Annotated in this window: 20 protein-coding genes; 5 read left to right on the top strand and 15 right to left on the bottom strand. The window is 42.0% G+C overall.

All coding sequences use genetic code 11. The annotated features are described in order from the left end of the window. Position 1: 1 nt before the first annotated feature. The 3 genes from smc to MST18_RS03325 all read right to left on the bottom strand — a co-directional run bounded on the left by smc (position 2) and on the right by MST18_RS03325 (position 5117). Entirely contained in the window at positions 2 to 3451 is a 3450-nt protein-coding gene (smc, locus tag MST18_RS03335; RefSeq protein WP_180133835.1) for a chromosome segregation protein SMC, read from the bottom strand. A 10-nt stretch (positions 3452 to 3461) separates the two neighbouring features. Further along, positions 3462 to 4157, bottom strand: a complete 696-nt coding sequence (locus MST18_RS03330) for a GntR family transcriptional regulator (protein ID WP_078191157.1) — start codon at positions 4155 to 4157, stop codon at positions 3462 to 3464. 147 nt (positions 4158 to 4304) lie between these two features. Continuing rightward, positions 4305 to 5117, bottom strand: a complete 813-nt coding sequence (locus MST18_RS03325) for a sulfite exporter TauE/SafE family protein (RefSeq protein WP_180133836.1) — start codon at positions 5115 to 5117, stop codon at positions 4305 to 4307. Between the two features lie 29 nt (positions 5118 to 5146). Between MST18_RS03325 and MST18_RS03320 the strand changes: the two genes are divergently transcribed. Both MST18_RS03320 and MST18_RS03315 read left to right on the top strand, forming a co-directional pair. Then, positions 5147 to 5902, top strand: a complete 756-nt coding sequence (locus MST18_RS03320; RefSeq protein WP_180133837.1) for a biotin--[acetyl-CoA-carboxylase] ligase — start codon at positions 5147 to 5149, stop codon at positions 5900 to 5902. Between the two features lie 22 nt (positions 5903 to 5924). Then, positions 5925 to 6656, top strand: coding sequence for a type III pantothenate kinase (locus MST18_RS03315; protein WP_180133838.1), 732 nt, complete (start codon positions 5925 to 5927; stop codon positions 6654 to 6656). A gap of 1 nt (position 6657) precedes the next feature. Here the strand turns inward: MST18_RS03315 and MST18_RS03310 are convergent, their stop codons facing one another. Together MST18_RS03310 and ffh are read right to left on the bottom strand one after the other, a co-directional pair. Next, positions 6658 to 7224: an alpha/beta hydrolase gene (locus MST18_RS03310; RefSeq protein WP_111884791.1), complete on the bottom strand. Its 567-nt coding sequence runs from the start codon at positions 7222 to 7224 to the stop codon at positions 6658 to 6660. Between the two features lie 938 nt (positions 7225 to 8162). After that, the gene (gene ffh, locus MST18_RS03305) at positions 8163 to 9566 is read right to left on the bottom strand and encodes a signal recognition particle protein (RefSeq protein WP_078191163.1); all 1404 of its coding nucleotides are present in this window, start codon (positions 9564 to 9566) and stop codon (positions 8163 to 8165) included. Between the two features lie 138 nt (positions 9567 to 9704). Between ffh and MST18_RS03300 the strand changes: the two genes are divergently transcribed. Continuing rightward, positions 9705 to 10514: an inner membrane protein YpjD gene (locus MST18_RS03300; protein ID WP_078191164.1), complete on the top strand. Its 810-nt coding sequence runs from the start codon at positions 9705 to 9707 to the stop codon at positions 10512 to 10514. A gap of 133 nt (positions 10515 to 10647) precedes the next feature. On the opposite strand, the gene MST18_RS03295 is transcribed toward MST18_RS03300, so the two are convergent. Further along, positions 10648 to 10857, bottom strand: coding sequence for a cold-shock protein (locus MST18_RS03295; RefSeq protein ID WP_067761877.1), 210 nt, complete (start codon positions 10855 to 10857; stop codon positions 10648 to 10650). Positions 10858 to 11306: 449 nt separating this feature from the next. On the opposite strand from MST18_RS03295, the gene MST18_RS03290 reads away from it, so the two are divergent. Next, complete coding sequence (locus MST18_RS03290) at positions 11307 to 12239, top strand: tRNA-dihydrouridine synthase (protein ID WP_180005012.1); 933 nt, start codon at positions 11307 to 11309, stop codon at positions 12237 to 12239. A gap of 92 nt (positions 12240 to 12331) precedes the next feature. Here MST18_RS03290 and MST18_RS03285 read toward each other — a convergent pair whose 3' ends face one another. The 9 genes from MST18_RS03285 to rpe all read right to left on the bottom strand — a co-directional run bounded on the left by MST18_RS03285 (position 12332) and on the right by rpe (position 19828). Beyond that, on the bottom strand, positions 12332 to 12700 hold the full coding sequence (locus MST18_RS03285; protein ID WP_180023108.1) for an SseB family protein: 369 nt from the start codon (positions 12698 to 12700) through the stop codon (positions 12332 to 12334). 62 nt (positions 12701 to 12762) lie between these two features. Then, on the bottom strand, positions 12763 to 13416 hold the full coding sequence (locus tag MST18_RS03280; RefSeq protein WP_180133839.1) for a nuclease-related domain-containing protein: 654 nt from the start codon (positions 13414 to 13416) through the stop codon (positions 12763 to 12765). A gap of 39 nt (positions 13417 to 13455) precedes the next feature. Then, complete coding sequence (locus MST18_RS03275; protein WP_180130268.1) at positions 13456 to 13938, bottom strand: methylated-DNA--[protein]-cysteine S-methyltransferase; 483 nt, start codon at positions 13936 to 13938, stop codon at positions 13456 to 13458. A 37-nt stretch (positions 13939 to 13975) separates the two neighbouring features. Then, positions 13976 to 14293: a quaternary ammonium compound efflux SMR transporter SugE gene (sugE, locus tag MST18_RS03270; protein ID WP_078191206.1), complete on the bottom strand. Its 318-nt coding sequence runs from the start codon at positions 14291 to 14293 to the stop codon at positions 13976 to 13978. 55 nt (positions 14294 to 14348) lie between these two features. Next, on the bottom strand, positions 14349 to 14666 hold the full coding sequence (locus MST18_RS03265) for a multidrug efflux SMR transporter (protein WP_180133840.1): 318 nt from the start codon (positions 14664 to 14666) through the stop codon (positions 14349 to 14351). Positions 14667 to 14966: 300 nt separating this feature from the next. Next, on the bottom strand, positions 14967 to 15995 hold the full coding sequence (locus MST18_RS03260) for a copper resistance protein B (RefSeq protein ID WP_180133841.1): 1029 nt from the start codon (positions 15993 to 15995) through the stop codon (positions 14967 to 14969). Then, positions 15982 to 17964, bottom strand: a complete 1983-nt coding sequence (locus tag MST18_RS03255; protein ID WP_180133842.1) for a multicopper oxidase domain-containing protein — start codon at positions 17962 to 17964, stop codon at positions 15982 to 15984. The genes MST18_RS03260 and MST18_RS03255 overlap by 14 nt, the downstream gene beginning before the upstream one ends. Before the next feature lie 46 nt (positions 17965 to 18010). After that, positions 18011 to 18526, bottom strand: a complete 516-nt coding sequence (locus MST18_RS03250; protein ID WP_180078278.1) for a hypothetical protein — start codon at positions 18524 to 18526, stop codon at positions 18011 to 18013. A gap of 615 nt (positions 18527 to 19141) precedes the next feature. After that, positions 19142 to 19828 carry a ribulose-phosphate 3-epimerase gene (gene rpe, locus MST18_RS03245; RefSeq protein ID WP_078192356.1) on the bottom strand — a complete coding sequence of 229 codons (687 nt, stop codon included), beginning with the start codon at positions 19826 to 19828 and terminating at the stop codon, positions 19142 to 19144. 606 nt (positions 19829 to 20434) lie between these two features. Here rpe and MST18_RS03240 point away from each other — a divergent pair. Continuing rightward, positions 20435 to 20731, top strand: a complete 297-nt coding sequence (locus MST18_RS03240) for a DUF2218 domain-containing protein (protein ID WP_180109462.1) — start codon at positions 20435 to 20437, stop codon at positions 20729 to 20731. Positions 20732 to 20759: the final 28 nt, after the last annotated feature.

The following is a 20759-nucleotide window of genomic DNA, read 5'->3' as shown; positions in this document are numbered from 1 at the left end:
GTTATGCCTCCGCAGCTAAACCGTATTCTTTGGCTTGCTCTATATTCACAGTCACTAATTTTGAAGTTCCTGGTTCTGGCATGGTCACACCAAGTAAGTCAGTTGCCATTGTCATAGCCAGTTTATTGTGTGTAATGTAGATAAATTGCACTTGTTCTGAAAGCTCTTTTACAAGATTACAAAATCTTCCTACATTTGCATCGTCTAAAGGTGCATCGACTTCGTCTAAAACGCAAAATGGTGCAGGATTTAGGCGGAAAATCGCAAAAACCAAAGCCAATGCGGTCAGTGCCTTTTCACCACCTGACAATAATGCCAAAGAGCTATTTCGTTTACCCGGTGGTCGTGCCATCAGTTTTACACCCGATTGCCAACCATCTTCAAGGCTTAAGCTTGCTTCACCACCATTAAATACTTTCGGAAATAACGCTTGAAGTTCTGTATTGACCTTATCAAAAGTGGTCATAAACAGCTTCCGCGTTTCCTGATCAATGCTTTTCATCGCAGCTTGCAGTTGTTCAACGGTCTTTTGCAAGTCATCAATTTGGTGGCTTAAATCATCAAAGCGTTTAGAAACTTCAGTATATTCTTCTGCCGCAGCCAAGTTGACTGCACCCAATTTATCAAACTGCTGCTGTGCTTTTTCTAGTTTTTGCTGATGGGATACCACATCAATGCTTAAACCTGTCAGCATTTCGCTGTTCATTTCTTTCAGCTGTTCAGAATAATGCTGTAAATCAGACTGCGCGGATTGCCAAGCCAGACGCTTTTCTTCCAATTGCGTACGCAATTTTTCATCTTGCTGTTGATGTGAATGGCGTTGTTCCGTCAATGTCTGTTGTTTGCTCTGAACATTATTGAGTTCAAGCTGCCAGTCATTCCAGGTTTTTTGTAAACGTTCAGTGACTTGAGCCTGCTCTGAATACTGTGACTCAAGCGCAGGCAATTCTAACTGTACCGGATCGACAAATTTCTTTGCCTGTTCCATCTGTCCAATAATTTGCTGAGTTTGCGCTTTCAAAAAGACCGTGTCTTTTTCTAATAATTCAATCTGTTGTTTCGTCTGTACAGACTGACGACGCACGATTTCCAATTCTTGCTGACTGTGTAATGCCACTTGCTGAGCACTTTCCAGTGCTAGACTCAATTCTTCAACTTGGAATTGCAAGGTTTTATAATTGGGCAAAGCTTGCTCAAGCTTCATCGTCAGCGCATGCAAATCAATTTCCAAATCGTCTTTTTGCATGGCATCTTCTTCAAGCTGTGCTTCAAGTTGCTGCAATTGATCTTCTAACTGCTGCTTTTGTAAGGCAAAAGCCTGATTGGAACTTTGTACCTTCGCAATGGCAACATCAGCATTTTGAATGTCTTTTTGCCAATTTTTTAATTGGCTATGTTGCTGTTGCAGATTTTGCTGTAAAGCCTGTACGGCATTTTGCAACTCAGGCAATTGGCCTTCTAGTTGCGCCAGCTTTGGCTGCTGCTCTGCAAGTAATTCAGTCAATTCATCTAAACGAATACGGTGGCTCAATGCACCTTGCCCTGCTTGGCTGTCCTCATCATAGTCCAGACCAATCACCCAATCCGCACCGACATGATAACCATCGAGCGTGAGTATCGACTGACCAGCAGCCAGTTTAGCCTGATGGCTCAATGCCATCGGCAATGTTTCGGCAATTGCGACTTGCTGCCAGATTGAAAGCTGTGGTGCTTCAATCCACGTCGCCAAAGCATCCAATCCAACGATTTGTGCTGCGGTGTGGTGACTGCCTTTGACCTGACGTGCAACACTGTCTTGAAAATTATCACTGTGTCCCAAGACTTGGGCACTCAGCCATTTAGACAAAAATTTCTCGACCAGTTGTGCATGCTGTTTACCTTGTGTGCTCAACTGCAACTGCTGCATTAAATGTTGACGCTGACTTTGCTGCTTTGGACTAGCTTTAATCATCAATTGATTTAGGTTTTTCTGCTCTGACAACAGCACCTGTATTTCTGACTTTAGCTGCAGCACCATATTTTTATGCTGTGCCTGCTGTTCTTGTGCAGCTGCAAGCAGTGTTTGCGTTTCGGCAATCACCAGCTCTTGTTGCACAATTTGCTGTTCGAGTTGTTGCTTATCTTGCTGATACTGCTCCAACTCATCTTGCTGCGCCTGATGCTGAATTTGACCTCGTTGCTGTTGTAGGGTCTCGCGCTGTTGCTCAATTCGACCAATATTTTTGGTCAATTGTTCACTCTGCGCCAACATCTGTAGCTTTTGCTGTTGCTGCTTTTCGACTTGCCCACGGCATTGTTCAAATTGTTGAACCGCTTGTTGATGCTGAGCTTTCAAATCGGCTAACTGCTGGGTCTGTTCCTGACTACTGCTTTCTTGACGCTGTAATTGTTCAACAAATCCATCTTGCAGTTCTTGTAGCGTTTCCAGTTGTAACTCTAATAACTGTAAACGTTCTTTGGTTTGAGCTTTTTGCTTCTCAAGCTCAACCAAACTTGCCGAATTTTGTGCCAATAAACCCTGCTTTTGCTCCAGTGTCATTTTCAACTCAGACAGTTTCTTTTCCGCCTGTTGCCATTCGCTTTGTAATGGCGTGGACTGTTGAATAAGCCGTTGAAATAAAGCACTGGTGGAAGATAAATCATGTTCTAAGGTGTTCAGCTCAGAACGCACCAGTTTGAAAGTTTCCCCGAGCTCATTCATCTGAAGCGTGTATTCTTGCTGTAAACGCGTACTTTGCTCACATTGGAAAGACAGCACTTCGATCTTAAAAGTACGAATTTGGGTTTCTAATTCTTTGTATTGCACCGCCGTTTCAGACTGGCGTTTTAAGGTTTTCAGCTGAGATTTCAGTTCTGATGCAATGTCTTCGAGACGTTCTAAGTTTTGAGTGGTGTGTTCTAGATGCTGTAAAGTTTCACGACGACGAGCTTGATAGCGAGAAACCCCAGCTGCTTCTTCAATATACACACGCATTTCTTCAGGTTTGGCATCGACCAAACGGTTGATCATGCCCTGTTCAATAATCGCATACGAACGTGGACCTAAACCGGTACCTAAGAAAATATCGGTAATATCACGACGGCGGCATTTGGTGCCGTTGAGGAAATATTCGGATTTACCATCACGATTGACCTGACGACGAACTGCTAGTTCAGTATAGGCATTATAAGCGCCACCTAGCTTGCCATAGGTATTATCAAAACGCAGTTCAACACTCGCCATCCCGACTGGTTTACGCTTTGCCGTTCCGGTAAAAATAACATCTTGCATGGTGCCACCACGCAATTGACGGGCACTGGACTCCCCCATAACCCAACGAATGGCATCAATCACATTGGATTTACCACAGCCGTTCGGTCCAACAACCGCACTACGGTTGCCTTCAAATTTTAGAGTTGTGCTATCGGCAAAAGATTTGAAGCCGGAAAGTTTTAAACTGCTTAAACGCATAATGTCCTGATCAGCGGCGTGAACGTCTCGCCCACGCTAATTCGATTTGTTTCATCCGTGTTAGTGATTCCAACACAAGGTTGCGTAAGTGTCGACAAAAATCTTCCATAAATAAAGTGGCTTGATGTGATTTTCTGATTAAAACTGCATCAGTCACTAATTTAAACAAATCAAAAGATTCTTGTAATTCACGTCGTGAAATATTCAGTGTCAGGAAATAACTACGTCTGAGTGATGGCAACAATTCTTGGTAATAACGCATCAGGTAAGTATTTCCCACCATTTCATGCTGACGAGCCATGCCCTGAAAAATCAGATCATAAAACTTTTCAGTATTGCCTTGGCGAGTTTCCACGTCTAATTGTTCAAGTAATAACTGAATACGCTCAGCTTCATGGCTGCGCCACGTTTCCGCCATACGATGCACAATTTGGCCCAACAATAATGCTGCAATATCAAATAATGAGCGCACTTGTAAAGCCGACATTTCAGAGACTAAGGCGCCACGTCGCGGGTAGATTTCAATGAGCTGGGTCCGTTCTAAAATCAATAAAGCTTCACGAACAGAGCCACGGCTCACATCCAATTCGGCCGCAATTCTGAGTTCCTGAATACGCTCGCCTTCGACCAACTCACCGCGAATGATTTGTTCACCGATGTGTTTGGCAATTTGTTCTGACAAACTGTCCGCTTCTTGTTGTTGCATACTGTTCCTATCTTTTTTTTATAAGATGCAATGTTCAGATTTACACTCAATCTATTTGCATTAGAAACGATAAGCAACCTAATTGAACATGACATTGTCTGACAATCTTGTGTCAACAAAGCCAATTTTTTCAGTCAAAACGGACAATCAAGCGCCAAAGGCTTGCACACCTTGGTAAATAAAATAGCAGCCGACTGTTGTTAATAAACATGCAAAACAACGCTTTAGCATAAATGGCGACAACATATGAGCCACTTTCGCACCCAATTTCGCAGTGATGAAGCTCATTACACTAATCCCGATAAATGCATAAATATGGATATAACCAATGGTATTGGGAACCAGGATATCGGCTTGATAACCAAACCACATAAAGCCGAGGGCCCCAGCAATCGCAATCGGTAAACCACATGCAGCAGATGTCGCGACCGCTTTTTGCATAATGACGCCGTTTTTATTCAAATACGGGACGGTTAAGCTACCACCACCAATACCGAAGATCGCAGAGGCAATCCCAATACCACCGCCTGCTGCCATTTGCATGGCTTGTGAGGGTAAATGTTTATTCGGATCGACTGGTGTCGCTGCACCGCGAAACATTTTAAAGGCCACCCAGACCGCAAAAAAGCCAATTAACAGTTGTAAACCCTGCCCTGATAAATAATCTGCAATGCCTGCACCGAGAAATGAACCGATCACCAAACCCGGTGACAAATTCCGAAAGACATTCCACAGCACTGCACCTTTTTTATGATGCGCCGAAACCGAGCTAAGTGAGGTGACAATAATCGTGGCTAAAGATGTGCCCACCGCCATGTGCATAATCACACTGGGATCATACTGAAGTTGGGTAAAGACGATGAATAAAATCGGCACAATAATCAGACCACCGCCCACACCAAATAGCCCCGCAGCAAAACCAGCGATTGCACCAATCAGTAAATATATGATTAACTCCATCAATATTATTCCACAACTCTCAGATTCAAATGGATTTAGAGACCAGACACTTACAGCAATTGCTGAGCACAGCACCTCAACCGCCTGAAGTTTTATTACTGAAGCCCATAACAACATCGACCAATGACGATGTCCGTGAGATTGCCAAAAAAGGCATTCAACATGTTTTGGTATGCAGTGAAGAGCAAACTCAGGGGCGTGGGCAACGCGATCATCAATGGGTCTCACCCGTTGGTAATATCTATTTAAGCACATTGCTGAATTTACAGACAGCTATAGATGGGCGGCTTGCACTCGAAATAGCCTTAAATATCTTACAAATGCCTAGTTTGCAAAATCTCGCATTACAAGTGAAATGGCCCAATGACCTATATAGCCCACAAGGCAAATGGGGCGGGATTTTGATTGAACCAATTTCGCCACATCAAGCGATTGTCGGCGTGGGCATGAACTTATTTCCGATTCCATCCGCAGGAATTGAGCAGCGCGCAACCTCGTTATCTGAACTCGGACTTCCCTCGCCAAACCGTTTGCAGTTAATTGCTGAACTATATGCCGCGATTCAACTTGCAGGTGAATGGTTCGATCATAACAGCTATAACCTCGCTGCACGATTCAACCATTATGCTGCATTTATGCAACAGCCCGTTGAACTTGAACACCTGCAAGGCAAAAGCCAAGGCCGCTTTCTCGGCATTGAAAATGATGGTTCGATCAATATCCAAACTTCGCAGCGCTTAGAAAATCATTTCCAAGGTCGCTTACGTTTAGCAGATCAATCATAAACAGGATTGCAAAGGCCTACTGATGAAAAAATTATGGCTCGATGTCGGTAATACACGACTGAAATACTGGATTACCGAACACGATCAAATCATAGAGCATGCTGCGGAACTGCATTTACAGTCGCCTGCCGAACTCCTACTCGGTTTGATCCAGCACTTTAAAAGTTTGAACTTAGATCAGGTGGGGATTTCCTCGGTACTCGACAAGAAAAATAATGATCGGATTCAAAAAATTCTTAAATTTTTAGCCGTTCCTGTCACCATTGCCAAAGTTCATGCCGAATATGCGGGCTTGCGCTGTGCCTACGAAGATACCAGTAAATTCGGGATCGACCGTTGGCTGCAAATGCTGGCTGTGGTCAAAGACCCTACACAAAAATACTGTGTGATTAGCTGTGGAACAGCACTCACCATTGACTTAACGGATGGATTACAACATTTAGGTGGCTATATTTTGCCAAATTTATATTTGCAACGTGATTCGCTCATCCAAAACACCAAAGGCATTAAAATACCAGATGCCCTCTTTGACGAGCTGTCTCCTGGTAAAAATACCATCGACGCTGTTCATCATGGCATATTGCTCAGTTTGGTCAGCACCATTGAAAAGGTGCTTGATAAATATCCCAGTCGCTTAATTTTAACTGGGGGCGATGCTGCGCTATTTGCCAAATACCTGCAGCGCTTTACGCCTGAAGTCCATAATGATCTGCTCTTAAAAGGCCTGCAAAGCTATATTGGCCAACAACCGTAGATTAAGCCCGGATCAAATACGGCTCCACAGCATCCCAGACTTCGGGCAATTCGGTACAGCCTTCAGAGTCAATAAAATGCCCCTGATGACGCGCTTCAATCACCTGTGCATCTAGGCTTTTTGCCTGAGCCAAGCTGAATTCGGGTTGCACTCGCTCATCGCCTTTTGAATAGATCACTACCCGATGCTCAACCTGCTGTTTTAGCAAGTCAAAATCTATTTTAGCCGCATCAATAAAAGGATTCACCTGCTCTAGACGTCCCAAGCGGCCATTAAAACCGGCCGCAAGCACAAGTGCTTTTATGTTCTGATGCTGCAGTTTTTGCGACAGATAATGCAGTGCAGCGATACACCCCAAACTATGGGCAATTAATATAGAGTTTTCATTTAATGCGTCAATCTGCGCATCCATTTGCTTCATCCACACATTTAAGACGGGTGTTTCGGATGGATCAAGCCGAAGCACCTTGAGGCTGACGCCCGCTTTTTTTGCCTTTTGCGCGATCCACGGAAACCAATTCTCTTCAGGGCTCGCGGTATAGCCATGCACCACAATTACTTGCGCCATTTCATGCTCCATTCCTCTTTTTGAATTCAGTCTGAAATAAAAATTAGAGATTGAGGGTAAACAATTGTGAATTTTTGCAAAACTTGACTATTTGCTAGAACACTTTCATGAGCTGATTCAAAATATCCAGCAATTCTGGAAACATTATGAAGCCGTAAAAGTCCTGTATTTTCCCTTCAGTGTTCTACCTTTGGATCACTATTGATAACTTCAGCGTGAACGGTGGCGGAACAAAAGGATCATCACTGGACAGCATGCGCACGGCCAATGGCAAATGCTGATGCAGCATATGACGGTTCAATTTGCATTTTAAAATAAAGCTGCCTAATTCAGAAAAAAATTAAAGGAATACACAAATCTAGAAATAAAAATGCCCGCTTAAATCTTGCCTTACCGCTGGCTGAAATGCGCTGTCAAACAATACAGCGCTGTCAGACAACCCAAACTGTGCACAATAATAATTTTATTTTCATCGAGCTTAGGTATTTGCAGGGAAATAAACTTCTAACAATGGTCAAAATCTGGTTATACTGCATTTGCCATATCAATGCGCCAAGAATAATGTCCTACCCCTTGCTGCTTTTGTCTCAATAAGGAAACTAATACTCATTAAGGGAAGCCTGATGAGCATGAATCAGATAGATGTTATGGCTCTCTGGCGTATGAGGTGTATTCATTATTTGATGCTTATTTTGGGTAAAGCTTTCAATTTGCAGTTAGGCAAACTTTCACCTCTGTTTTAGGCCTGTCATCAACACGGTCTCAATCTCAATTTGGCATGTTTTTGTAACGATTTAGCTCAATTGGTATTTATCAGTTCGTATAGAAATTCCTTCATCCAGTGCTTACTTATAATTCTCGTAGCAATTTTTTGAATGCGGTCTTATCAAGTTTTAGCCATAAAAAAAGGCGCTGAATGCGCCTTTTTTAAGTCCAAATTACTTCGGATCTTTACTGCCGAACAATGGACCCATGCCACCGCCGCCAAATTGCTTTTGCATGTTACCTAATGATTTCATCATTTTTGCCATACCCGTTGGGTTGGCAAATTTCTTCATCATTTTCGCCATTTGCGCATGTTGTTTGATGAGTTTGTTCACTTCCGCAACATCCATACCACAGCCTGCTGCAATACGTTTTTTACGGCTTGGATTCATCAAGTCTGGGTTACGACGTTCTTTAATGGTCATCGATTGAATAATCGCTTCCATTTTCTTCACTTGCTTTTCAGGATTTGCTTGTGCAATTGCATCTTGAATCCCTGAGTTGCTCATGCCTGGAAGTTTATCCAAGAAGCCCATCATGCCGCCCATTTTGTTCATTTGTTCAAACTGCATAAGCATATCTTCAAAGTTGAAGCTACCGCCTTTTTGCAGTTTTTTCGCCATTTTTTCGGCTTTTTCTTTGTCGATTTTACGTTCAACTTCTTCGACCAAAGAAAGTACATCACCCATACCCAAAATACGCTGTGCGATACGTTCAGGATGGAATGGCTCTAGGGCATCGAGTTTTTCACCCATACCCAAGAATTTGATTGGCTTGCCAGTAATGGCACGAACAGAAAGTGCCGCACCACCACGTGCATCACCATCCGTTTTTGTCAGGATCACACCCGTCAACGGCAAGGCATCATTAAAGGCTTTTGCCGTATTCGCCGCATCCTGACCGGTCATGGCATCAACCACGAACAATGTTTCAGTCGGCTTAATCGCTGCATGAAGCTCTTTAATTTCATCCATCATTTCGTCGTCTACATGTAAACGACCTGCTGTATCGACAATCAAGACATCAGCAAATTGAATTTTTGCTTGCTCAATCGCACGATTTGCGATGGTAATCGGTTTTTCGTCTGCGCTAGATTCAAAGAAAATCGCGCCAACTTCACCCGCAACTGTTTGTAGCTGTTTAATCGCTGCTGGACGATAAACGTCGGCAGACACCATTGCTACTTTTTTCTTTTGACGTTCTTGTAAGAAACGTGCAAGTTTTGCCGCAGTGGTTGTTTTACCCGCACCTTGTAAACCTGCAAGAAGCACAACAACTGGTGGTTTTGCCGCTAGGTCTAGGCTTTCATTCGCCTCACCCATCATTTTGGTCAATTCGTCATGAACGATTTTGACGAAAGCCTGCCCCGGTGATAACTGAGTCATCACTTCTTGGCCCAATGCTTCTTCCTTAACTTTCGCGATGAATTCACGAGTTACAGGTAACGCAACATCGGCTTCAAGAAGTGCCATACGTACTTCGCGTAACGTATCTTTAATATTGTCTTCGGTTAGCTGCCCTGAGCCAGTAACATTTCTTAAACTCTGCGTGAGTCGTTCTGTTAAGGTATCAAACATTGCAAAATCCGCTTAAAATAGCCATGAGCAAAAAATTGTTTCTTAAAATAGAAAATTTATGCATAGAATGCTATAGGATACTTTAGTTCTTGCAGAATTTATATAAATGAATATTCAACATCCTGAAAAAGGTTTGACATGATCAGTCTCCCCTTGGTTTACACGATCCTAGCATTAATCGCTTATACCACGTCTTTTTGGTATTTATTCAGCCATTTAATGTCTAAACGTGCGCCGAACCATTGGTTTATTGGTGTTGTACTTGGTTTAGGCATGTTATTGCATGCAGGTGTTTTATATAACGATATGTTGACGCCTATGGGTGTCAACTATGACGTGTTCAACCTGATGTCTTTTACTTCAGGTCTCATGCTATTACTCAGTGTATTATTTAGTACCTATCGGCCTGTGCTTGCGATGAACCTGTTGGGCATTCCTGTGGCAGCGACGGGATTGATTTTGGGCTTTGCATTTAGTCGACAAAATCAATTTATAGAACAACATTCACTGGGTTTAGACATCCATATTATTTTGTCACTTTCCGCATATGCCGTCCTGCTGATGGCAACAATTCAAGCGGTTATTTTGCGTTTACAAGACCGTGAACTAAAAAACAAGCAGAAAAAGCGTGTATGGGTGAGCCTACTTCCATCCTTCCAAGCCATGGAATCTTTGCTATTTGATTTATTGATTGCTGGATTTGCACTACTGACCGTGGCGCTTGGGTTTGGTTTCTTCACCATCGATAACTTCTTTGCACAGCATTTGGCGCATAAAACTGCCTTTAGCATCATTTCATGGTTCGTCTATGGTGCCTTGCTCATTGGGCATTATCGATTCGGCTGGCGTGGTCAAAAAGCCATTCGCTTTACCATCATTGGTTTTTGTCTCTTGGCAGTCGGCTTTATTGGTTCTAAGTTTATTTTAGAAATGGTTTTGGGCCGCTAAGTCGATTATGAAATTATCTTAAGTTTTATTAAGAAGGGAGCTAAGGCTCTCTTTATTATAGCTTGATTATTCACACAGAAATAACTGGCATAAAAAAAGCGCTATACAGCGCTTTTTTTTCATTACGTCTAAATTATAGAGCAACGATGTTTACAGCATTTGGGCCTTTTTGACCTTGAGCGATGCTGAAAGAAACCTTTTGGCCTTCTTGCAAAGTTTTGAAGCCAGAACCAGTGATTTCGCTGAAGTGAGCAAAAACGTCAGGACCGTTGTCTTGTGCAATAAAACCGAAACCTTTAGTTTCGTTGAACCATTTAACTGTACCAGTAACTGTATTAGACATAATAATACCTATTAATTTGTTGATTTAGCCATTGGATGATGACTGACTATAACTTGGAAAATAATAAAGAATTGAACTTCATTTCTGTAAAAAACGAAGGATTATGACTAACACTGCGATACTTAAAGAAAATTTACGAAACAATACTTTTTTTCTAGTTGCAGCCATCATACATGAAATCTTAAAAGATTCAAGCACAGTATATGTTGTTGATTCCATTAAAAAACAACAGTAAAAGCCATCTTCTTATTATTACTATCCATATGTATTTACTCATTTTATTGTTAAAGTTTTATGTCAGTCAATACTTTACGACTTTGGTCCTAATTTCACCAAATAGTTACATAAAATCTTGTCATTTCGTATTCCGCGTCACCATAAGCACAAAACCTAGACATCCCTTTCAAAACCACGTATAACTCCGTTTTTCAATTTTTGGCTGTATGACCGTGAAACTTGTTCTTGCGCCGATGGAAGGCTTAACCGACCCAATTATGCGAGATGTGTTGACGCATGTGGGGAGTTTTGACTGGTGTGTAACCGAGTTTATCCGTGTCACGGACTCTGTCCTGCCCGATCATATTTATCATAGCTATTGTCCTGAACTAAACAATGAAGGCAAAACTGCAGCAGGAACACCGGTTCATGTGCAGTTCTTAGGTAACAATCCCACTATGCTCGCGGCAAATGCTGTACGCGCGGTAGAACTTGGTGCCCCTGCGATTGATATGAACTTTGGTTGTCCTGCAAAAACCGTCAACCGCCACCGTGGTGGTTCAGTTCTGCTAGATGAGCCTGAAGTGGTGTATGAGTTAGTCAAAGCTGTGCGTGATGCTGTTCCGAGTCATATTCCTGTATCGGCAAAAATGCGTTTGGGCTATATGGACCGTAACTTCACTATGGAAAATGCGCATGCCATCGAAGATGCAGGAGCTGCATGGGTTACAGTCCATGCGCGAACCAAAGCCGATGGTTATACCCCGCCTGCCTTTTGGGATCAGTTGCAACCCATTCGTGAAGCATTGAAAATCAATGTGATTGCCAACGGTGAAATTTGGAATAATGCCGATGCCAAACAGTGCCAACTCGAATCTGGTTGTGAAGACCTAATGATTGGTCGTGCTGCGGTGACCACTCCTGACATTACACAGTGTATCCGTCGTAATACCGATGAACCGCTGATTACATGGCATGAACTACTTGGATTACAAATTCGTTTCTTAAACGGCTCGTATAAAAAAGAAATGAATATGGTCGGTCGTTATAAACAATGGCTCGGTATGATGTCGAAACATTACCCAGAAGCCAAAGTCCTTTGGGATGAAGTAAAACGTGTCAAACCACTTGATGAAATCGTGGAAAAACTCAAAGCCGGTATGTAAGTTTTAAAGCACATCGCCTAATATGAAAACGAAAAAGTGTGAAAACACCTATCTAAGCGTAGCCGCAGAGCCTTTGATTATACCTACAGTGTTCAAAGGCTTTGTTGTTTGGCAAACTCTAAAATTGCGTCGATCTCATCTGCCAAGAACTCTTTAGGATGTTCCGAAGTCGGGTTCATCACCAAGCTTGCGCCTTTGGTAATCGCAAATAATTTTTCAGCACTGATCATGACAAACTCTGCATCTGCACCAACATCCTGTTGAAGCATCGCAAGACTCAGAAAAAATGGAATGGCTTGTTCGCCCTGTTCCGTTTCCATCAATTGAAAATGTAAATGCTGCTCTGTATCACGCTCACCCAAACAATATACTTGGCTGGCTAAAAGTTGCTGATAAAAGTCTTGGTATTGCTCAGGATGATCTAAAGTCGATTCATAAAGATGTTGAAGCGTGTCGTTCATTGTTATTGTCCGTCTATTTTTATCAGTCAGATACTGTTCACAATCCACAGCATACAGGAAGTTTATGAATTATGCCGTTGATTTAAATCTTCAACGTGCTGTCGATTTGTTTTCCACGATTTTTCTAAAATTTCTTTTTCTAAACGCAACTGTATTCGTTTAAGTTTCATTTCAGAGATCACGGGTTGCTGAAAGGTTTGAACATAGTCCACCCAAGCTGTACCCCGAAATACATTCGACGGCATCTCTGTTTTAAACACTGCTTCAGGCATAAAAACAATCACAGAATGCATATTGTCTTTATCCACAATATCGCTCAACACCTGTTCTAACACTTTCATATGTTTATAATTTTGGTGAATTGGATTTTGAAATTTAAAACTTTTTTTATAAATTTTTTGCGTCCAATGTTTTTGTCTATCGCTCCCAAAAATCCAGCCCTTATAGTTTTTAGTTTCAATCACAAACACACCAAATGGGCTTAACAGAAGATGATCAATTTGAGTTGTAGCTCCTTCGCCATCTGGTAAGGTCAAATCATTTAACAATATATAATGGTCTTTCAAATAAAGTTTGACATGAACGGCGACAGCAAACTCCCCCATTTTCCCCTTTAAATAAGGTTTAAATGCTTTGATTGCCCCCACAATCAGTAACAATGGAATTAGCCACCACAACGTCGAAATGAAGGGTGCAAAGATTTGAGAAATATTCATTAATTTGATTCATTATTTTAAATAATTATATTTTCTATTTTATTGTAATTTCTCAATTTTTAACAATATTTCTTTATTTTCTAGACCACCCGCAAAACCCACTAATTTTCCATTCGCCCCCACGACACGATGACAGGGTGCAATAATTGAAATTGGATTTTTACTATTGGCTGCACCGACAGCACGTACGGCTTTGACATTGCCGATCTGCTCTGCAATTTGTTTATAGCTGCGAGTTTCTCCAAAAGGAATCGTCAGTAGAGCTTGCCAAACTTGTTGCTGAAATGCGGTGCCTTCAAAGTCTAGCGGCAAGTCAAATTGCTGTCTTTTACCTGCAAAATATTCATTTAATTGCTGTGCGGTTTTGAGCAAAATCGGGTGTTGCAGATCTTCAACCAAAGCCGCCAATCGCACACGATTTGGATTTTCATTTTCCCAAAGAACGGCCACCAATGCGGTTTCATGTGCAACAAGTTTTAGTTGTCCAACGGGCGAATCTAAAAACTGATAAGAAAATTGCATGACATACTCCAAGCTCGAAATCGCAGCACTTCATTATTCAGGAGGACGATAATTTCATCAAGACTAGTCCTGAAATAATCAGGACCGCAGCTAGCATGCGCATGGCATTTGCGGGCTCACCCAATACAACGATGCCGAGGATAAATGAACCCACTGCACCAATGCCTGTCCACACTGTATAGGCTGTACCCAGCGGTAAGGATTTCATTGCATAAGACAATAAAGCGAAACTTGCGATCATGAAAACAATGGTCAAAATACTTGGCGTCAGTTTGCTAAAGCCTTCAGAGACTTTCATACAATAGGCCCAAACCACCTCAAGCAATCCCGCTACAATTAATAAAACCCAAGCCATATTTTTACCCATAAAAAAAGCACAGAGGTCAATGAGCTCTGTGCTTTAGAACATATTAACTTGAAGATAATTTCATCAAGATTAGACCAGAAATGATCAGTATTGCGGCTAACATCCGCATGGCAGTTGCAGGCTCACCGAGTATAAAAATACCCACGAGGAATGAGCCAATCGCACCGATTCCTGTCCAAATGGTATAAGCCGTTCCTAGAGGCAACGTTATCATGGCATAGGCCAATAAACCAAAGCTCAGGATCATAAAAAATAAAGTAACTAAACTTGGGCCAAGTTTTGTAAAGCCTTCTGAGAGCTTCATCGAATAGGCCCAAACGATTTCAAAAATACCAGCGAATACCAGAACAACCCAGGCCATAATGCCTTCCTCCATATTAGTAGAGTCAGGTCGTCCTGACGATTTTTCTTACTGGCTTTGATCAAAGATGTAAGGGAGGTCGTTCCTCCGAATATTGTCTCAGTATAGCAAATATGCTGAATTTTAGTGCAGTCTTTACATTTTTTGACCAAATTCAGGGCGTTATTCAGTTGAGTAAAACTCTAGTGCAGATGATTTGCGCCAAAACATAGCATGTCTGTTCAAAGGACAGATTCATAAATAAAAAAGGCATCAGCAAAACCTGTTGATGATGCCCTCTTTATTCGGTCTATTGGCCGATTAGAACTTCAGACGAAGTCCTGCGCCATACCACCATTGTTTTTCACTTCCAGTTTCAGCTTGCCATGCCGTATGCTGATTTCCTTTTTCGTAGCTGTAAGCAACATCGATAAATGGCATTAACTTTTTATTGATTTCATAGCGTGTTTCTAGCCCTAGCCATACAGAACTGAGTCCTGTTTTTTGTGCATAAGCAGAGTCATCACTCAGCACCACATCTAGGTTCAAATATGGTTTTAAAATCAATTTTTGCGTCAGCAGCAAATCACGTTCGGTTTCTAAAGAAAAACTGACCTGTTTATCTGCACCAAGATATAAATAAGCATCGGTTTCAAAGAAATACGGTGCCAGACCATGCAGACCCACCGCAGCATCTAACTGTTCTTTGTCCGTCACTTGATGTTCATCTACCCGATAACGTGCACCAATTTGCGCATCCCAAAAGTCTGAGATCATACGGCTATACATCACTTGAGCCGCATAATCAGCGTCTTGAGATTCTGCTTTATCCGCATGTAATTTGATGAAAAGCTTATTTTCATCGGTCCCGATTCGACTCTCAATTTCGGTCTTTAAACTTCCACTGCCATCGGCATTATTGAGCCATCGATTGTCTATCTCAGTCGCTTGATAAATCTGTCCACCATGTTCACGCTTATGATCAATGGGATGCTGCGCAGAAGCAGCACGTGACGCAATAGATGATGCATTTGCATGTTCTGCATGTTCTGCATGTTCTGCATGTTCTGCATGTTCTGCATGTTCTGCATGTTCTGCATGTTCTGCATGTTCTGCATGTTCTGCATGTTCTGCATGTTCTGCATGTTCTGCATGTTCTGCAGTATGCTCCATCTTGTTCGATTCGATCATTGTTTGCATCACTTGATGCGACGAATCATGTGAGGAATGCGATTCATGTTGAGATGATATCGGTATGCTGTGATGTGCATCTTGCGCCATGGTCATTTGAGTGACCGATGCCAATGCTAAACTCAGTACCGTATATGTGCATGGTTTAATGGTGCGCATAAGACACCTCCTTTTGCGGCACAGATGCCGTTTTCGTATTCTCCGCGACATTTGCGACCACAAGTTTATTCATCATCCCTGCAGACATGTGATACAGCAAGTGACAATGAATCGCCCATTCCCCTAATTCATTGGCCGTTAACAGAGCAGTCACTGTTTTCCCTGGCGGCACAATCACCGTATGTTTATTTGGCATTTCAGAAGATACTTGCCCATTTTCCAATTGCATAAACATGCCATGTAAATGCATCGGATGCGCCATCATGCTGTCATTGACAAATTTCAGTCGAATTCGCTCACCATATTTCACCTTTAGTGGTTCAGCTTCACTGAATTTTTTGCCATTCATGGTCCACATATAGCGTTCCATCGTTCCACCCAAATGAATGACCAAGTCTTGCGTCGGTTCACGTGTATCAGGCTGCGGTGCTAACGCTTTTAAATCACTATATTGCAGTGCCTTATCACCGACAGGTGTTGAAGCATTGGCCCAACCCATAACCGTTGCTGAATTTTCAACTGCCCGCATCTCTCCTTTAGACTGTGCATGCTCCATCGCTGCATGCGTATCATGTTTCATAGATGAATCTATTAAGGAGTGGTTCATAGATGAATGATCCATCACACTATGATCCATATTGGCATGCGCTGAATCAGACATGTTCTGTTTATGCATCTCTGGATGCTGCATAGTAGTATGCGCAGGCATTGGGGAATGGTCCATGTCATGCCCCATTGCAGCATGATCATGTGCTTGATTCGGCTGAATCTTTGACGGATCGACAGTATGCATGTTGTGCTCATGAGCATTCACTTGCTGGATTGCTGAAGTTTGGGTTGAACCTGTAGCCATATGTCCCATATTGCTATGGTCCATACCTGACATTGAACCATGCCCCATATCTTCCATGGTCAGCAAAGCGCGTGGCCGTGCTTTTGGTATATGAATACCTGAGTGCTGAGGCTGCGTTTCATCATGTAAAGTGCCAATCGCAAATCCAGTCCGATCAATCGACTCAGCTTCAACCTGATAGTGCGCAGATTTAGGCTCTACAATCACATCGTAGGTTTCCGCAGCACCAATGCGGAATTCATCGACATTGACCGGTTTTACCGCTTGGCCGTCTGCACTGACCACCGTCATTTTGAGCTGAGGAATACGCACATCAAAAAACGACATAGCCGCAGCATTTACAAAACGAAGTCTGACTTTTTCATTGGGCTTAAACATCCCTGTCCAGTTCTGCTGTGGTGTTTTGCCATTCACTAAAAACGTATAACCCGTGACATCAGACAAATCCGTTTTCAGCATACGCATCTGATTCCACATCGAACGATCTTTCCAAGTGCTTTTTAAACCTGTTCGTTGAATTTGCGTCCATACTTCTGAAACTGTTTCACGCTGATTTTGATAGTATTCGGCAGACTTTTTCAGATTTGCCATAATCTGAGCGCTAGATGATTCATGAAAATCCGACAACATGACCACATAATCACGTTGAGTCTGTTCATGTGCGGCAAGTGCTTGTTTGCCTTTCGGATAAATTACCAAAGCGCCATATAATCCGTCTTGTTCTTGGCCTTTGGAATGCGCGTGATACCAATAGGTTCCGCTTTGACGGACTTTAAATTTGTAAGTAAAGCTACCATCAGGCTGAATTTCATTAAAACCATTAAAACCGGGTACACCGTCCATTAAACCGGGCAGCAATAGACCATGCCAATGCACCGAGGTATTTTGTTTTTTGAGCAGATTATGCACATGGATGACCGCATCATCGCCTTCTTCAAACTCCAGTATAGGCGCTGGAAACTGACCATTGACACTGATTTTCTTGACCGCTTTACCAGTCAAATTGATGGTCTTTTCATCAATATTCAGATGATATTCTTTAATGGCTGCAAACGCCCACGTTGGAGACAGCAGACACACCCCGAGCACGAGGCATGATTTAGATAAATTAGACATGACTTAACCTTTATAAAATAACGAAAAAACGTATTTAATACTCAGGTTAAGCTTGCGGAGGTCTTAGAATTTCTTGCCAAAAGCCTTTTAAATGCTGTCCAGCAAAAATGAAACGAGGGGGTTCTGCATAGTGATGCACATGGAAGGTCTGCAATGCGACCAAGGCGCTATCGACATAAGAGGTACTGATTTGGCAATGTGCGAGTGTACAGTCCTGACAGTCTGTACTTTGTGTTGTTGAATGATGCACCTGACCATCTTGCAGTGCAGATGGCGAATCTAAAGATTGATGACAGTCCATCATTGAAATGACTTCAGGTGTCGTCTGCTTGCCATGATGTGCTGCATGCTCTGGAACAGCTTGCCGCTGATTTTGATGGCAATTTGCTATATTTGAATGTGAAGGATCAGTATGTGCTGCATGAACTGATGCCTGATGGGCATTCGCAGTCATCATTTGTTGATGTTGAAAATTTTGCTGTGCACTGACCACACTGCTCCACCCCATGACAAACGCCATGAGCCAAGCAAAGCCAAGATGCTTACGCAAAAAATTAAACAATTTAGTATCCTAATTCAACCCAATGATGCACTGTGACAATATATCCCTATTAACACATCTTTAGAAACATCACGCGATCGGCTCAGCCGAAATCCGCATGAAACACCATGAAGATATTATTTACGATTCAAATGCAATCACATGACATTTGTATCAACATGACATGCAGCTCGACCGATTTATCCATCATGAACGATACATTCAGAAATATCTAAAAGCACTATCTAGTGCGATCGATGATGTGTTTTGCCAGTCACAGCGTATCTCAATAGTTGCTAACAGCATAATTAATTGTGCAGTTATTCACAACAGTTTTAAATTTATTGCGCTGTCATAAAAATCAGCGCATATCTTCCAGTTAAAACATAAAAGTTATTTTTTAAACTGATTAATTATTTACCATAGATTAATAAACATACAGCATTTCAAACACTTTACCCCATAAAAAAAAGGACTCAATTGAGTCCTTTTTATACTTAATACGTCTAATTATTAAACCATTGATGCACAATCGTTTATAATTTACCCAAGTTATCCATATAGTTATCTACACAGATATCCATACAGTTATCCATATAGTTATCCACAAGTGAGGAATAACTTATACCCAAAGGCTTAAGCCTCTTGAGCATGCACTTTTGCCAACTCTGAACGCATGTCATCAATCACAGCTTTATAATCAGGCTTACCAAAAATCGCTGAACCTGCAACAAACATGTCTGCACCGGCTTCAGCAATATCACGAATATTGGCTGGAGTAACACCACCATCCACTTCTAAGCGAATATCACGACCTGAAGCATCAATAATTTTTCGTGCTTGACGCAGCTTTTCCAAGGTCATTGGAATGAACTTTTGACCACCAAAACCTGGGTTCACACTCATCAACAAGACTTGGTCAACTTTATCTAAAACGTAGTCTAAATAATGCAGAGGTGTCGCAGGGTTAAACACCAAGCCCGCTTGCGCACCGCCAGATTTGATTAACTGTAAAGAGCGGTCAATGTGGTCAGTCGCTTCTGGGTGGAAAGTGATGATATCTGCGCCAGCTTCCAAGAAATCACCAATCATACGGTCTACCGGTGAAACCATTAGATGTACATCAATTGGCGCCTTAATGCCGTATTTTTTCAATGCCTTACAAACGCCCGCACCAAAAGTTAAGTTCGGTACATAATGATTATCCATGACATCGAAATGAACAACATCTGCACCTGCTTCTAGAACGTTTTCAACTTCTTCACCTAAGCGCGCAAAGTCTGCTGACAAAATTGAAGGTGCGATTAAGAATGGCTTGGACATGAAAAACCTAGCTTTGAAAAGGGAGTGATTGACGCATTATAGCAAATTGTCCCCCTATTCGCTGCCCACGCCCTAAGTCGTTTTTTCGATACTGATGATTGATATCTCTATAATAAAAAAACCTAGGATGAACTGATGTTACGCAGTAATATCAGAAGCGAAATTTGATTCAAATAAAAAACGATACGCGGTAACGTCATCCGCAATTGTTTGAGATAGAACGACTTCTCATCAAATTTTTTTTTTTGCAATACTTTAAATAAATAGACGCTAGAGAGCGAGTTTTGCGGTGAGGAGCATTGCTCCGCAAGATGGTTTCCTTGCGAAGCTTCGCTTCTCATTTTGCCTAATGAGAAACATCGTTTCGTAGAGTACCTCCAGCCGAAGGCTAATCCCTTTATTTAAGTCCTAGATGTAAGACTCCGTCGAATTGACTTAAATATCATTTTAAAAAATGCAAAATTATTTTTTGCTTACGTAACATCAGTGATTAATATGGATAAAGATCTCAGGGATAGAAACACAGCGTTGCATATTTAGACTTAACGAGCATCTATGTACTTTGCTAAGTTAAAGGACTGACGGCTTAATAATAAAATTGCATTTATGAAAAGTTCAACACAAATCACCACCGCCCAAGCAGCACGTGTTGCTAAACGCTTAGTCAATCATTGGAAACATAAATTTGAAGTCAATGAACAGCTCATTGGAGAAAATACTGCATTCAAGATTCAACTGCCCTCTGCAGAGGTCAGTCTTTTACCACAAGTTGCATTTTTAGATGTGGTGATTTCAGCCCAAGATCCAAGTGCAAATCTAGATCAATTGGAACATGTGGTTTTAGATCATTTGATCCGCATGGGGCAAGAAGAACTCAGTGCAACATGGCAACGTGAACCGTAGTCTACGTCGCCATGTTGCCAAAGCCTTT

This window comes from Acinetobacter sp. YH12068_T, assembly GCF_024606005.1.
Taxonomy (GTDB): Bacteria; Pseudomonadota; Gammaproteobacteria; order Pseudomonadales; family Moraxellaceae; genus Acinetobacter; species Acinetobacter amyesii.
Note: the sequence above shows the minus strand (reverse complement) of the source record. Positions and strands in the feature narration are given on the sequence as shown.